The sequence below is a fragment of the Deinococcus marmoris DSM 12784 genome (assembly GCF_000701405.1).
Taxonomy (GTDB): Bacteria; Deinococcota; Deinococci; order Deinococcales; family Deinococcaceae; genus Deinococcus; species Deinococcus marmoris.
This window is the reverse complement of sequence record NZ_JNIV01000099.1, coordinates 1-15,094: the sequence shown is the minus strand read 5'-3', so window position 1 is coordinate 15,094 and position 15,094 is coordinate 1. Positions and strand designations below refer to the sequence as shown.

Sequence of the window (15,094 nt, the reverse complement as noted above, 5' to 3'; positions counted from 1 at the left end):
CTTCAAACCTTTGCCTCTGCCCCTGTGGGGCAGAGGCAGTGGAGTTCAGAAGCACAACAGGCCCTGAACTATCTGTTCAGGCGCACGCACCTGATGAACTATCCCCACTACCGCACTCAGGGCTGGCCGATTGGCTCAGGGCAGATCGAAGGCATCAACAAAAGTGTGATTGGCTGGCGCATGAAGGGTTCGGGCATGCACTGGTCCCGTCCTGGGGCCAGTGGCATGGCCTCGCTTCGTGCCAACCTGAACAACATCAATCCCCTGGTGAGTCTGGATGACGTTCGCCACGCTGCCTTTCCGATCCCAGCTTAGCGGGATGCACCCCCCCGCAGGCACGAGCTTGACGGCCAGATCCTTATCGAACGTGGGCGCATTCAGCGTGGCGCTGCCGTCCGTGACCGTCACGGGGACCACGCTCAACCACACGTTTTTCTGCGGCGCGTACCAGTAGGCGGTGTACTTGCCGTCGCTCAAGCCGTCCACCTTCACAGTGGCCCCGTAGCGAATCGGCAGGTCGTATTTCCAGTCCGGGCCACCTTTCTGGGCGATCAGCGCCCGGGTATACGCGGTGTTGGCCTCGCCTGCGTCGTAAGCGCCCGAACGCAGCCACACCAGGGCACGGGTTTTGCTTTGCAGCGTCAGAGCGGCGGCTTTTAGCGTGCTGACCTCGGCGTTCTGGACCGTCAGGGTGGCCAGATTCTCGCCCCTTAAAAAATCGGCCAGCCCCCGGTACTGCGGCCACTGGTTCTGCGGGTCCACGAAGGTGTCCCACCACCAGTACATGCCGCTGCCCGCGTAGCCGACAAAGGGCGCGGCCCAGATGGTGTTGTGAAAGTGGATGCTGTCGCGCACCAGTGGGGCTTCATTGCCGCCCCCCGAGTAGCCCACCTCGGCCAGCAGCACCGGCTTGTTGGGCGCGGTGTCGGTGAAGGCCGAGACGCTGTTCCTGCCCCACATCAGCGGATCGCGGCCCCCGTAATCGTGCTGCTGCGAGAAGTCGATCTGTGGCAGCTTCCACAGGTCCGAGGTGCCGCCCGTGGAATAGCTGCTGCTGATCAGGTGGCCGTAGGGGTCCCAGGTGTTCAGGGCCGCCGTCATCTCGCGGATCCAGGGAAACAGGTCACTGTCGCTGATCGGCGTCCAGTTGACCTCGTTCCACCATTCCCAGGCAAACAGGTTGGGCTGGGCGGCGTAACGGGCGGCGATATAGCGAAGGCGGCGTTTGAAGAGGTCTTTTGCCTGCACGTTGGTCACGAATTCGTCCGGCGACTTCAACGGGCCGCCGTTGGCTGCGTTGTAGGGATTGTCCTGCCATTCAGCATTGACGGTGGTGCTGAACTGGCCGTGGTTGATCAGCACCAGCTCGATGTTGACGCCGCGCCCACGGGCCAACGCAAACACCTGATCCAGCAGCCACGCCTGTTTCTGCCGCCCGCTGTAATCGCCCAGCCCGGTGTCCTTCCACTCCAGCCCAAAGGACCAGGCGGCCATCCACACCCGCGCCAGATTGCCGCCGTTGCTGGAGAGCCGGGTCAGCCAGCGCTCGTAATCGGCCAGGACTGCCGCGCCCTGACCGCTGGCCCAGCCGATGTTGAGGCCGATGGGAAAGTAAAACTGCTGCGCCTTTCCATCATCGTAGGCGAAGTAGCGCGGGTTCTGCTTGTCAAGCCGCACAAAGCCCGGAGAGTCAGAAGCGGCCACATTGAAGGCCAGTGGCGCACTCCTGAGACTGGGTCTGGCAAAAGCGGCGCTGGCCGTCCATTTGCCCGCCGAGGTCGGCGTGAAGCGCACCCGCCAGCCTGCTTTTCCCTGCGGTTGCAGGGTGGCGCGGTCAAAATCCTGGGACCAGAAGGCCGGGACGGTCATGGTTTTTCCGGTGGGCGAGGTGAAGCGGACGTTCAGATCGGCCTGCGCCGGGTCATAGGGATTGGTAAACGTGCCATCGGTGCTGAGGCTGAACTCAGCAGGATTGAACGTGGTTGGAGCGCTGGTGGGCGCGGAGAGGCTGAGCTGCGTGGGCGCGTTGCCCGTCTGCGCGGCAGCCACCGCCGAGAGCGAACATCCCAGGGCCAGCAGTCGGCGCTTCATGCCTGCACCCTTCCGACCCGTGCTGGCGCGAACATCAATCGTCCCCCGCCACTGTTTCGCGGATTTCAGTCCGCTGGGGTTCAGTCTGCTGGGACCCAGTCTGTCGGGCATCTGCGCCGACGCTCGCCAGCAGTGCGCGGTAGATCGGCTCCACCGCTTCTGGACTCTGCGCCAGCGCCTCCAGCGGATACAGCAGCAGATCACGGTTGCCCGTTCTGACCCACAGCGGGCGGCCCAGCTCGTCGGTGCCGATCAGCTCGGCCTCGCCCAGTTGCTCGGCGTCCAGCAGCAGCGGCGTGGTGGCCAGCGCGTTGGCATGGGCAGGTAGCGGCCAGCTTTCCCCAGCGGCCAGCAGTTGCGTCGGGGCCGTCTCGGACAGGCCGTAGCGGTTGTGCGGCAGCGCCCCGAAGAAGGCCCCGGCGTCATGGACCCAGGCCCCGGTGTGAATGTCCAGCGCGCCGTGAAAGTAGCTGTAAATCACGCGCCCGGCGTGTCTGGCGAGTGCGCCCCAGGTGGGGGCCAGCAATTTCTGGGTGGAGGGCACCAGCAAGATGTCCGGTACGATAGCCGTGCCCGCCAGAAATTCCCGTTCCGGCACGATGCGGGGCCGGTAGCCCAGATTCCGCAGCGCCGCGTAACTGTTGCGAAGGGCGCGCTTGACAAAGTCGCGGTCATCCCATGAAAAAGGGTAATGTTCCGGCAGATAGGACGTGACCAGCAGGCCCACTTCCGGCAACTCGGGCAGCGGTGCCCTCACCGCCTCCCGCAGCGCCGCCGCCGCCAGCTTGGGCGTGCGGTCAGAGTTCAGCAGGCCGAAGCGCAGCTCAAAGCCGTGGTGGAAGTAAGGCAAGTCTCCCTCCAGCTCGAAGTCGAAGCCGCACCACCAGCAGATGTGGCTGGCACCCTGCAAACGCGCCTCGGTGGCCACCCGGCCCGCGAACTCGGCGATCTGGGCTTCCCCGAAAGTGTTCTGCGAGGCCCCGAACTCTTCGAGCCACACCTCGCGCCCGTGGGCCAGCGCCGTGGCCGTGCCCACCGCCAGTCCGTAGGCGGCGATTTGCCGCCCAGCGTCGGTCTCGGCAATGTACAGGTGCGGTGCCAGGATGTCCTGCGCGTGATCGGGCGAGAACCCGGTTTCGTCGCCCAGGCAGTACCACGCGCCGTCGCCCAGGCTGACCGGCAGACGCGGCTGCACCCCGGCCAGCACGCCGCACAGCCGCTCGGCCCACTGGCCCACGGTGGCGGTGGTCCCCACGCCCGCATAAATGGGCATCTCGTTGCTCAGCACGTAGGCGGCCAGTGCCGGATGCTGTCCCACCCGCGCTGTGACCTCGCGCAGGTAGCGGGCCTGAATATCCAGCAACACCGGGTCCGAGTACAGCCTGGTGGGGTCATCCAGCCACGCCGGACTCCAGTTCTCCCCGCTCATGTGGCCCACCAGAAAGCTCAGGTGAACTTTCAGATCCGCCGTCTGGCACAGGTCCAGAAACTCTTCCAGGCGGTCCAGCATCTGCGGCTCCACCCGCGAGGGCGTGGGCATGAAATCCGGCCAGAACAGGAAGGCGCGCAGGTAGTCCACGCCCACGTCTTTCAGGGCGGCCAGATCACAGGTGATCTCGTGGGGGCGAAAGTCGCGCCACATCCTGGGGCCAGCGTAGACGGGCCAGTAATTGACGCCCAGCAGCGTGGCTGGCAGGGTGGCCGATGGGGAAGATGGGTGGGTGGTCATGGTTACCCCTTGAGGCTGCCGACGGTGATCCCGGCAACGAACTGACGCTGAAACAGCAGGAAGAAGATCAGGGTGGGGATGGAAGCCAGCAGCGTGGCGGCCATGATCGGCCCGGCGGCGCGCGGATCGTTGCTCAGTGCCCCGGCCAGCCGCCCTAGAGCCAGCGGCAGGGTGGCGTGGGCGTCGTCGTTGACCACCAGCAGCGGCCACAGGAAGTTGTTCCACTCGCCCAGCGACACGAAAATCGCCATCGCGGCCAGCGCCGGGCGCACCAGCGGCAGCACGATCTGCCACCAGATGCGGACCTCGCCCGCGCCGTCGATGCGCGCGGCGTCGATCAGTTCGTCCGAGACGCCCCGGATCGACTGGATCAGAAAGAACACCGCGAACGCCTTGGCCAGCCCCGGCACCAGCAGCGCCCAGTACGTGTTGATCCAGCCCAGATCGCGCATGGTCAGGAAATTGGGAATGATGGTGACCTGCCAGGGAATCATCATCGAGCCGATGATCACCAGAAACACGATGCGGCTGCCCGGAAACTTGTGCTTGGCCAGCACGTAGCCCGCCGCCGACGCGACGATCAGCGACACGACAGTCACAAAAACCGTGACGAAGATGCTGTTGAGGAAAAACCCCGCGAAGCCGATGCCGGTGTAGCGCTGGAACAGGCCCTGAATCTGATCGCTGACGCCGGGATCGTACAGCGGGTTGGAAAAGTTGGTCAGGGTGGGGTTCTGCACCAGCAGGGTGGGCGGCGCTTTGGTGATCTCGCCCAGCGGCTTGAAGGCGCTGGAGACCATCCAGTAGTACGGAAAGAGGACGGTCAGGGCCAGCAGGTAGAACGGCAGGCGCGTCAGGGAATGCAGTCCGGGTGATCTGGTTTCACCGACCATATGTGTCTCCTGAGGGTGCTGAAGATGAAAGGCCGGAGGCGGGGGCGTGCGCGCTCATTTGCTGGCCCGGTCTTCGGGTTCGCCGACGCGCAGGTTGATCAGGGTCAGGATGAACACGATGATGAACAGCACCCAGGCCACCGCCGAGGCGTAGCCCAGTTGGAAGCGTCCGAAGCCCCGGTCATACAGGTAGGTCACCAGCGTCAGGGCCGAATCCAGCAGGCCGCCCACGCTACTCACGCCGCCGAACAGCAGATACGGCTCGTTGAACACCTGGAACGCGCCGATGGTTCCCGTGATGACGATGTACAGCATGGTGGGGCGCAGCAGCGGCAGGGTGATGCGCCAGAAGCGCTGTGAGGGCGTGGCCCCGTCGATGGCGGCGGCCTCGTACAGTTCGGTGGGAATGGCGCGCAGCCCTGCCACAAACAGGATCATGGTGCCGCCCATGCCGCCCCAGACCGCCACCACCACCAGCATGGTGACCGCCAGCGAGGGCGTTCCCAGCCACACGATGGGGTCCAGCCCGAACGTCTCGCGCACCGCGTTGAGGATGCCGTAACTCTCGCCGCTCAGAATCCATTTCCAGACCGCCAGGATGGCGATGCCCCCGGCCACCGCAGGCAGGAAGAACACGGCCCGCATGATCTGGTCCCACAGGCTCTGGCCGCCGAAGACCATCGCCAGGGTCAGGCCCAGCACGGTATTCAGCACCACCACCGACACCACGAACAGCGCGGTATTGCCGAGTGCTTTGTAGAAACGGGGGTCCTGGAACAGGGCCACGTAATTTTCGATGCCGGTGAATCTGGGCTGGCTGATGGCGTTGTAATCGGTGAAACTCAGGTACAGCGAATTGATGACCGGGTACAGCACGAAGGCTGCGAACAGCACGATGAACGGAACCAGCATCATCAGCGGGACGGTGAGGTTGCGCCGGACGCGGCGGGCGGGTTTGCCAGACCCCATCCCCATCTGGATGCTCCCCGCGTCTGCACTGGCTGTCAGCCTCAGGTTGTCGTTTCTCATGGAATTACCTTCTGTTGACTCTGGTGGGCGTCTCTGGCTGTCGCCTTCAAGGTGGGGCAGCTTTCGACTTCGCTCTCGCTCTCCACATCGCTGCTGGCCTGGTCATCTGCCCGGCTGGCCAGACCCGCTACGCGCCTGCAAAAGCGGGAAGCGCCCCCCTTGCTCAGGCGCTTCCCGCTGGCTTGCCCCTTGCTGGCCCGCGCTTACTTTTTAAGGTTGGCGTTCATGGCGGCGGCGGCCTGGTCCAGCGCCTTCTTGGGATCGGCCTTGTTCAGGATGACCTGCTGAATGGCCTTGGTCACGTCCGCGCCACTGGCTTCCCAGCCCGTGCAGTTGGGGGGACCGGCGCTGTCCTTGAGCTGCTTGAGCAGCGCGGCTTTCTGGTCGGCGGGCAGGGTGAGGTTCGCGGCAAAGTCGCTGCGCGGCGGAATGAAGTACAGGCCAGACTTGAAGGCGTTCTGGATCAGCGCCTTGGACACCTGGGCATTGTTCAGGGACTTCAGGAAATCGGCGGCGGCGTCTTTGCTCTTGGAGTACGACATGATGCCGATGACCGTGCCGCCCAGGAAGGCGGTGTACTTGCCGGTTGGGCCAGCGGGCAGCGCGGCCAGGGTCCACTTGCCCTTCATCTTGGGATAGGTGATGTCGAAGTTGAACTTGCTGTCGGAAGACCCGATCGGGTAATTGCCGTTGTCCAGACCGCCGGGCAGATCATTGGCAGCGTCGATGGGCGCTTTGTACTTCGTGTACAGCTCCGCGAAGAAAGTCAATGCCCTGACCCCTTCCGGGCTGTTGACGGTGGCCTTGGTACAGGCCTTGTCGTAGTAGCTGCCGCCCGCCTGGTACAGGTACGGGAAGTAGCCCAGCCAGTCCGTGCTGCCCCACTGCACCATGTAGCCCTTGTGGCCCGCCTTCTGCAATTTGGTGATTCCGCTGGTCAGTTCATTCCAGGTCTTGGGTGCGCCGTTGACTCCAGCGGCCTTCAGGAGATCGGGACGCAGGAACTGCATCTGAACGGTCAGGTTGTAGGGCATGGCGTACAACTGGTTGTCGGGGGTGACCACCGATTGCAGGATGCCGGGCAGGTTCTCGGCCTTGACCTGCTTGTCCAGCGCCGGGTAGTCCTTGGTCAGGTTGACCATGCCGCCCAGATTGCCAAGTTCGATGCCCCAGGACAGCCCACCGGTGATGATGTCCGGCCCCTGCCGCGCCGCCGCCGCCGACAGGATCTTGGCGTGGGCGTCACTCCAGGGAATGGCCTGGAGGGCAAAGGTCACGTTGGGATGCGCCTTGGTGTACAGGTCCGTGGCGGTCTTGATCACCTTGGTTTCCTAGGGATCACCGGTCAGCCAGATGGTCAGCTTGGTGGGGGCCTGAGCGGAGGCCAGTCCACTCAAGAGCAGGCCGCCGGTCGCAGTTGCGAGCAGGGTACGGGACAGTACTTTCATAAGACTCCCTCTGGTGCATTGATTCGCCGGGTTACGGCTGGTGGCAGGTCAGATCAGGGCGATGCCTGGACAACATTTTTCAGAGATGGGCGCGGTTCTGAGGTGAGGTTGAGGGACTGGACCGACGATTTAATGCGAACAAATCTGGCTTCCGTACGGCTTCTCCTTTTCCTTCCGGGGACCGTCGCGTCACAGATTGACATTCCGGTTTCCCTCTCGTGAATTTGTTTTTTAGTAAAAATATCTTACGTCCGCGATTCGGCAATGTCAAGCGGTTCTGACCAGGCGAGCAGTCAGCAGATGACCTGACCTGTCTGCACCGGCCCATCCGCACTTGCCAGACCCTGAATCTGAAGAAAACGGTGCGCTGGGGGCGGCTATACTGCGGTCATGGTGCATCTGCGCAGGCGTTCTGCCGCCGTGACGATCCGCGATGTGGCGGACCGCGCGGGCGTCTCGGCGGGGACCGTCTCGCGGGCGCTCAATGGCGTGGGCGGCACCTCGGCGGCCATCCGCGCGCGGGTCTTGCAGGCCGCCGACGAACTGGGCTATGACCGCGCCAGCCTGCGCCCGGCCCCCACGAGCCGCACCAGCCTGACGGATATCGCCGCACATGTCGGTCTTTCGGCGGGCAGCGTTTCACGCGCGCTACGCAGCGCCGAGGGCGTCTCTGCAACAACTCGGGACCGGGTGCTGCGGGCCGCCAGGGAACTGGGCTATGACCTGGGCAACCTGCACCCGGCCCAGATCACGCGCGTGGGCGTGCTGATCCACCGGGGCGACAACGCGCTGTCCAGCAACCTGTTCTACGCGCCGGTGCTGCACGGGGCCGAGGAAGCCTGCCGCACCCACAAGCTGTCGATGGCCTACGCCACCGTGGGGCTGGGCGACGATCCGGGCGCACTGGTCACCGAGGGCCAACTCGACGCCCTGCTGTGCGTGGGGTATTTCGAGGACGAACTGCTGGAAACGCTGCGGGCCACGGGCAAACCGCTGGTGCTGGTGGATCATGCCGTGCCGGGGATTGCGGGCGTGAACAGCGACAATTTCGGCGGAGCCTACGCGGCCACCACGCACCTGCTGAAGCTGGGCCGCAGGCGGGTGGCGTTTGTGGGGGGCCAGACCGAGCATTTCAGCATCAGGGAGCGGCGGCGCGGCTATCTTCAGGCGCTGTCCGACGCGGGCATGGTCTACGACGCCCGGCTGGACGTGGTCCGCGATCCACCGGAGCGAGAGGAAGGTGCGGTGAACGCGGCGCGGTCCCTGCTGGCACTGCCCCAGCCGCCAGACGCGATTTTTGCGTTCAACGACTCCACCGCCATCGTGGCCATGCAGGTCTGTCTGGAGGCTGGGCTGAACATCCCGCAGGACCTCGCCTTCGCGGGCTTCGACGACATCCTGCCCGCCGCCCACTTTCGCCCCCCGCTCTCGACTTTGCGGGTCAGCAAGGAAACGCTGGGAGCGCGCGGCGTGGAGCTGCTGCTGAAAGTTCAGGACCACCCAGCGGCGCAGGTCGTGGTGCCCGCCCTGCTGGTGATTCGGGAAAGTTCGGCGGGCGCTGCCATGCCTCCCCGCCGACGCCGCGTGGAAGCTGTCTGATACGGACTCCATTTGTTTCATTGACAAAATGGGGAAGTGCCAGTTTGTCAGCATCATCCCCGGAACCCGATGTACCCGGATATTTGTCGTTTGCACAGACGATTTAACTGGAGACTGTATCGGCTGCGCCCAGGAGACCGTCCGGCCCGGTCAGCGTTCCGGGGGCTGGCGGCGCTCTGAAGCGTCCAGCTCCGTCGCCCGCCGTTCGCTCCAGCGCGGCGAGTAGCCCAGTGGGTGGGGGTCCAGGTCATCTTTCAGATCCCAGCCGTAACGGGGGCCACGGCTGGCCCGGGCCAGCCGCGTGAGGTCCGCCTTCGGCTCACGGCGCGCGGTGAGCAGGCCGTTTTTCTCCTGAAAGGTGTCGGTCAGTTGGGTGTAGCAAAAACCCGCCAGGGCGCGGCAATTATGGACGGCGGCCAGCAGAGCCTCGTAAATTTCCAGCAGGCCCGCGCGGTCGGTGACCCGGCTGTAGCCCCAGCCCTCGGCGGCGTCCAGGCTGTACGCCACGCCCCCGAACTCGCTGAGGACGGTCGGAATCTCTGCGCCAGCAAGGCCGTCGATCAGCAGCGCCCTACCGCCGAAGGGCTGGCGGAAGGTCACGGCCAGCGCCTGCGGGGTGCCGTAACGTTCCCGCAAAACTGCCGGGTCACGCACGTAATCGTGCAGACCCACCATGTCGGTGGACATGTTTTCCCAGCCGTCGTTGCCGATCACCAGTCGGGTGGGGTCCAGGGTGCGGGTCAGGTGGTACAGCGTCTTCACGTAGTCGCGGTGGGCCGGGTTGGTGTTCAGGTCCGGGATGCCCCAGCTCTCGTTGAACGGCACCCAGGCCACGATGCACGGGTGCGAGACGTCGCGGCGAATCACCTCCATCCACTCGCGGGTCAGCTTCTCCACCGCCCCCGGCGTGAAGCGGTTGGCGCTGGGCATTTCCTCCCAGACCAGCAGACCCAGCACGTCGCACCAGTACAGCCAGCGCGGGTCTTCGACCTTCTGGTGTTTTCTGGCCCCGTTGAAGCCCAGTCGCCGGGTCAACTCCACGTCGCGGCGCAATTCCTCGTCGGTGGCGGCCATCAGGGAATCGGGCCAGTAGCCCTGATCCAGCACCATTCTGAGGACATAACCCTGACCGTTGAGCAGGAAGCGCGGCCCGTCGCAGCCCACCGAACGCAGCGCCGCGTAGCTCTGCACCGTGTCGATCACCGTGTCGCCGTCCAGCAATTCCAGGGTGGCCCCGATCAGTTGAGGATTTTCAGGAGTCCACAGCAGGTCGTTACGGGCATCTTCAAGGCCGGGATCGGGCAAGGCAATCCGGCGGCCCAGCTCCCGCTCCGTGAGCCTGTAGGTGTCCTCTATCACCTCCTGTCCATCCACGAACAGGCGTACCCGCACGCGCAGATCGGGCGTGAGCGGGCCAGTCACCTCGACAGTCAGGCCCAGCTCCCAGCGGTCAACATGCGGCGTCCAGCGCAGCGAATCCAGGCGGGTTGCGGGCACGCTTTCCAGCCAGACGGTCTGCCAGATGCCGGTGGTGCGCGGATACCAGATCAGGTGCGGTTCGGGTTGCCAGTCCTGCTTGCCGCGCGGCTGGGTCAGGGCCTGCGGATCGTCCTCGGCGCGCACCGCCAGTTCCACCGAACCGCTGCCGTCCAGCGCGTCGGTGATGTCCACACTGAAGGGGGTATGCCCGCCCTCGTGCTGGCCGACAAACTGGCCCCCTGCCCAGACCCGCGCCGAGTAGTCCACCGCGCCAAAATGCACCAGCACGCGCCCGCCACGCTCTGCCGGGGCAACGGCAATACGCCGCGAGTACCACACCACCGGATGAAAGCCCGTGTCGTGGATGCCGCTGCGGAGGCTCTCGGGCGGATAGGGCACCTGAATGGTCCGGTCAAAGGTCACGTCGGCGGGTTGTCGCCAGCGGGCCTCATCGTCGTAGGCGAACTGCCACTGGCCGTCCAGGCTGTGCCAGCCCTCGCGCTAAAACTGGGGCCGCGGGTGGGTGGGTGTGGGTATGGTCGTCATGAAATCTCCAGGAATAAGACGGCAAATGGAGAAGATCGGTGAAGTGGCAAGTTCAGTCAGGACCGTTGATGAATTCGGTACACACTGGAGGTGATCTCTAGCTGGTTAGGACATCTCTAGCCACTCCAGAAGCGGTGCAGTGCAAAACTCGTTCGCTCAGGGCCGCCACCGACCCAATGAAGATCACAGTCCACTCCGGGCAGGATGGATTGATCTCAGGGCGAGGGTGTCAATGAACGCATGGCCCTGACGCGTCCCGCCGCCGTTTTGAGAATGCGGGCTGGCAACAGGGGTCCAGAAGCCAATCTCAAAGTTCTGGCATGCTCTCGGGCGCTGCGGTGGTTGAGCGGACCACGAGCTGCGGCGCAAACAGGAGTTGCCGGCAGGGCGCTGAGGGCTGCTGGATCAGACGCATCAGTTCTTCCATGCTGCGCTGCCCCAGCAGGGCGAAATCCTGATTGACGGTGGTAAGCGGCGGAGTGTAGAAGGCCGATTCAGGGGTGTCGTCAAAGCCGATCACCGAGATGTCCTGGGGCACCCGCAGGCCCGATCCCCTGAGGGCCGCCAGCACCCCCAGCGCCATCTGATCGTTGCCCGCGAAGACGGCGGTAAAACTCTGGTCCCCGTTCCCCAGCTCCGCGAGGGCTTGCAGGGTGGCCGCGTGACCGCTGTGGGCACTCCAGTCACCCGCGTACACGGGCAGAGTCGGCAGCCCCTCCACCCGGACCACACTGGCAAAGCCGTTCTGACGCTGAATGGCGTCGCTCCAGCCGCTGGGGCCGCTGATGTGCAGGATCCGGCGGTGACCCAGCGACACCAGATGCCGGGTGGCCAGCGCCGCGCCCCCGAACTGATCGATGCTGACGGTAGGGCTGCCCACATCGGCGGCGGCATCGATCAGCACGAAGGGCAGGCTCTGGCCCAGGCCCTGCACGATGTCGCGCGCCTCGGCATTGGTCAGCAGCACCAGACCGTCCACCCCGAATTGCCGCAGCCGCTGCGCCGCGCCCAGGACGTCCTGCGGCCCCACTTCCCTCACCGCCACCTGTTGCAGGGTGGTCAGCATGATCTGGTAGCCCAGGCGGCGCGCGCTGCTCTGCACCTGCTGCAAGATCTGCGAGGGACCGTACTGGTTCATGTCCTGCGCGATCACCCCGATCAGATTCGAGCGGCGCGTCACCAGTCCTTTGGCCATCAGACTGGGGCGGTAATCGAGTTCGGCAATGGCCTGCTGCACCCGCGCGCGGGTGGCCGGTGCCACGCTGGCATGCTGGTTGACCACCCGCGAGACGGTTTGATACGACACCCCGGCCCGTGTAGCCACGTCGTGGATGGTGGCGCTGCGGCCCGTGTCCTTTGACATTGTGTTCCCTTTTCTGGCCCCTGACTGGTTCCGGCAAAGCGTATCACCCAACGCGGGCAACGCCGCACACTCTGAACAAGCCTCAGGCGGGCGTGTGCCGGGTCAACAGGGTGGTGAACGATAGCGGAGGCAGCGCCAGTGTGGCGGACCTGCCGTCCAGCGGCGGCACGCTGATTTCGTGCGTGGTCACGTTGTCCGGCTGCTCGAAGCTGTTGTGGGCCTTGGGATCGGTACCGCTCATCTGCCAGCCGCGCGTGAAGCCCTCAGGGGCCACATCTTCCCATCTGATGGTGACCTCCATCACCCGGGTCTGCGAGCGGTTCACCAGAAACAGCGCGCCCTGGCCCGTTTCAGGATCGAAGCTGGCCGAGACATCCAGTTGCGGTACGGGGCCATACAGCGCGGTGTCGTGAATGGGCGCACGCACCAGGACGTCCAGCGAGTGGCCGAAAGCGTGGTTGCTGAACAGCATCATGGGGTAAAAAGTGGTCTGCTTGAACATGGCGTCCGGGCGGGTGGTGATCGGCGCGATCACATTGACGATCTGGGCGACACAGGCGATCTTGACGACATCGGCCTTACGCAAAAAGGTGCTGAGCCACTGCGCCACCACCAGGGCGTCTTCCAGGTTGTAGACCTCCTCGGCCAGGGGCGGCGCTTCCTCCCAGTTGCCGCCGTCGCCCCCGGCCTTGTACCAGACATTCCACTCGTCCCAGCACAGATAGATCTCCTTCTTGGAGCGGTTCTTGGCCCGGGCCAGACGGACGGCGGCGGCGATGGTGTCGGCCTGACCTTCAAACGCCACGCTGCTGGCCAGAAACGAGTCGGTATCGTTGTCACGGTTGGCCGCGTAGGTGTGCAGGGAAAAATAGTCGATGTGATCGCCCAGACGCTCCAGCACGGTCCGGTCCCAGTCGGGGTAGCTGGCGATCTCGGTGTTGGATGACCCGCAGGCGATCAGCTTGATCTCGGGATCGGTCCACTTCATGAGCTTGGCGGCTTCTACCGCCTTGTCGGCGTAACTCACGGCGTCCATGTGCCCGATCTGCCACGGGCCGTCCATCTCGTTGCCCAGGCACCAGTACTTCACGCCGTAGGGATCGGCGTGGCCGTTCGTGGCGCGCAAATCGCTGTAGTGGGTTCCTGTGGGCAGATTCATGTATTCCACCAGATCGGCAGCTTCCTGAATGGTGCCGGTGCCCAGGTTGACGGCCCACATCGGCAGCGTGCCCAGTTCCCCGGCGAATTCCATGAACTCGTGCAGACCGAACTGGTTGGTTTCAATGGAACGCCAGGCCAGGGCGCGGCGGCGTGGGCGCTGCTCACGCGGGCCGACACTGTCCTGCCAGCGGTGACCCGAGACGAAGTTGCCACCGGGATAGCGCATGATGCGGAAATTGATGTCCTTGAGGGCGTCCATCACGTCGGGGCGAAAGCCGCGCCCATCGGAGAGCGGTGAGGCTGGGTCATAGATGCCCCCGTAGATGCAGCGGCCCATGTGTTCGGCAAAGCCCCCGAAGATCAGCGGGGAGATCTCACCGACGGTGCGCTGGGTGTTGAGGGAAACGGTGGCGTGTAACTGGTCCATGGGCATAACTTCCTTTCGGCAGCGAGAGGGTGGGGGACCGGCTCCCCCCTGAATGGGGCGAGCATTGACGGGTTGGCCCTCTCAGCATACGATGTGATCGTTCACAATCAAGCCCCCCACCCCGTCCTGCGTCCGGCCCATGCCCACTGTCCGGTCCAACTCTCAGCGATTCGTCCAGTGGTCACGGAGGTTCACTGCATGTCACGTTTGTCTTTCTCGCTCCAGGCCGCAGCAGGCCCCCCATGACGCCGACCTACACGGTAGGCGTGGACTTCGGCACCCTGTCAGGCCGCGCCGTGCTGGTGCGCGTCAGCGACGGCCAGGAGATTGCCAGCGCCGTTCACGATTACACCCACGCCGTCATGACCGACTGTCTTCCCGGTGGCAAGGCCCTGCCGCCCGAATGGGCCTTGCAGCACCCACAGGATTACCTGGACGTGCTGGGGCAGACCATCCCCGCCGTGTTGAAAGAGAGCGGCGTCCCCGCTGAGCAGATCATCGGCATCGGCATTGATTTTACGTCCTGCACGGTGTTACCTACCACTCGAGACGGCACGCCGCTGTGCTTTTTGCCGCAGTGGGAAGGAACGCCACACGCCTATGTCAAGCTGTAGCGGCACCACGCCGCACAGCCGCAGGCAGACCGCATCGTATCTGATTGGCGCCCCTAGCCCGGCGGCCTGAGTCAAACCGGATTCGCTAGAATCGGGGCATGGCCGGAACGCTGACAGCGGGTAATGTGCTGGAGATCATCCGTCAGCAGACCGAGCGATTCGAGCAATTGGAAGCCGAAAATCAGGCTCTGCGTGCGGAAATTGTTCGCCTGAAAAAGAAAATTGAGGAGTTGGAGCGCAAAAAGCACAGCAAATATGCTGCGCCATTCAGCCGTGAGACGCGCGAAGCTGATCCGCGACCATCTGGACGCCGTGCTGGAGAGGGGATCTTCACCTACAAAACTCCACCTGAACCTGAACAGGTTCAGGCGGTCGTTCATGTTCCCCAACCCAACACCTGTGCAAAGTGCGGCTACGCGGGTGAATTGCTGTTTAAGCGAATGGACAAAGCCTGGATCACGGAACTGGTTGCTGAGCGGGCCATGTTGATCACTGAATATCACGTCCCAGTCGTGGTCTGCCCAGTCTGCGGGCAGACTGTCCGTGGTGAACACGCCGGTCTGGGTGCCGATCAGTGTGGAGCCACCGCGCATCGTCACGGGCCACGACTCCAGGCGGTGATTCAGACCCTGCGTCATGAGCAGGGCATTCCTGAGCGCCGCCTGCCCCGTGTCCTGGAACTGACCACGGGAATCCGCATCACCCAGGGAGCGAT

General features: G+C 64.4%; 10 protein-coding genes and 1 pseudogene. 3 read left to right on the top strand and 8 right to left on the bottom strand.

All coding sequences use genetic code 11. The annotated features are described in order from the left end of the window. Positions 1 to 135: 135 nt before the first annotated feature. The 5 genes from Q319_RS0118650 to Q319_RS0118630 all read right to left on the bottom strand — a co-directional run bounded on the left by Q319_RS0118650 (position 136) and on the right by Q319_RS0118630 (position 7,064). Positions 136 to 2,091 carry a DUF5060 domain-containing protein gene (locus tag Q319_RS0118650; RefSeq protein WP_029483958.1) on the bottom strand — a complete coding sequence of 652 codons (1,956 nt, stop codon included), beginning with the start codon at positions 2,089 to 2,091 and terminating at the stop codon, positions 136 to 138. A 34-nt stretch (positions 2,092 to 2,125) separates the two neighbouring features. Further along, entirely contained in the window at positions 2,126 to 3,820 is a 1,695-nt protein-coding gene (locus tag Q319_RS0118645; protein ID WP_029483957.1) for a glycoside hydrolase 5 family protein, read from the bottom strand. A gap of 2 nt (positions 3,821 to 3,822) precedes the next feature. Further along, on the bottom strand, positions 3,823 to 4,713 hold the full coding sequence (locus tag Q319_RS0118640) for a carbohydrate ABC transporter permease (RefSeq protein WP_029483956.1): 891 nt from the start codon (positions 4,711 to 4,713) through the stop codon (positions 3,823 to 3,825). A gap of 54 nt (positions 4,714 to 4,767) precedes the next feature. Further along, positions 4,768 to 5,742, bottom strand: a complete 975-nt coding sequence (locus Q319_RS0118635) for a carbohydrate ABC transporter permease (RefSeq protein ID WP_051655549.1) — start codon at positions 5,740 to 5,742, stop codon at positions 4,768 to 4,770. 203 nt (positions 5,743 to 5,945) lie between these two features. Then, positions 5,946 to 7,064, bottom strand: a complete 1,119-nt coding sequence (locus Q319_RS0118630) for an extracellular solute-binding protein (protein ID WP_029483954.1) — start codon at positions 7,062 to 7,064, stop codon at positions 5,946 to 5,948. Positions 7,065 to 7,580: 516 nt separating this feature from the next. Between Q319_RS0118630 and Q319_RS0118620 the strand changes: the two genes are divergently transcribed. After that, positions 7,581 to 8,789, top strand: coding sequence for a LacI family DNA-binding transcriptional regulator (locus Q319_RS0118620; protein WP_051655548.1), 1,209 nt, complete (start codon positions 7,581 to 7,583; stop codon positions 8,787 to 8,789). 150 nt (positions 8,790 to 8,939) lie between these two features. Here the strand turns inward: Q319_RS0118620 and Q319_RS24810 are convergent, their stop codons facing one another. From Q319_RS24810 to Q319_RS0118605, 3 genes are all read right to left on the bottom strand, one after another. Then, entirely contained in the window at positions 8,940 to 10,691 is a 1,752-nt protein-coding gene (locus Q319_RS24810) for a glycoside hydrolase family 2 protein (protein ID WP_483782880.1), read from the bottom strand. Positions 10,692 to 11,121: 430 nt separating this feature from the next. Beyond that, complete coding sequence (locus Q319_RS0118610) at positions 11,122 to 12,177, bottom strand: LacI family DNA-binding transcriptional regulator (RefSeq protein ID WP_029483952.1); 1,056 nt, start codon at positions 12,175 to 12,177, stop codon at positions 11,122 to 11,124. An 82-nt stretch (positions 12,178 to 12,259) separates the two neighbouring features. After that, positions 12,260 to 13,765, bottom strand: coding sequence for an alpha-N-arabinofuranosidase (locus Q319_RS0118605; RefSeq protein ID WP_029483951.1), 1,506 nt, complete (start codon positions 13,763 to 13,765; stop codon positions 12,260 to 12,262). Between the two features lie 242 nt (positions 13,766 to 14,007). On the opposite strand from Q319_RS0118605, the gene Q319_RS24805 reads away from it, so the two are divergent. Together Q319_RS24805 and Q319_RS0118595 are read left to right on the top strand one after the other, a co-directional pair. Further along, on the top strand, positions 14,008 to 14,379 hold the full coding sequence (locus tag Q319_RS24805; RefSeq protein ID WP_051655547.1) for a hypothetical protein: 372 nt from the start codon (positions 14,008 to 14,010) through the stop codon (positions 14,377 to 14,379). 98 nt (positions 14,380 to 14,477) lie between these two features. Next, positions 14,478 to 15,094, top strand: a pseudogene (locus Q319_RS0118595) (IS66 family transposase); the annotation flags it as partial.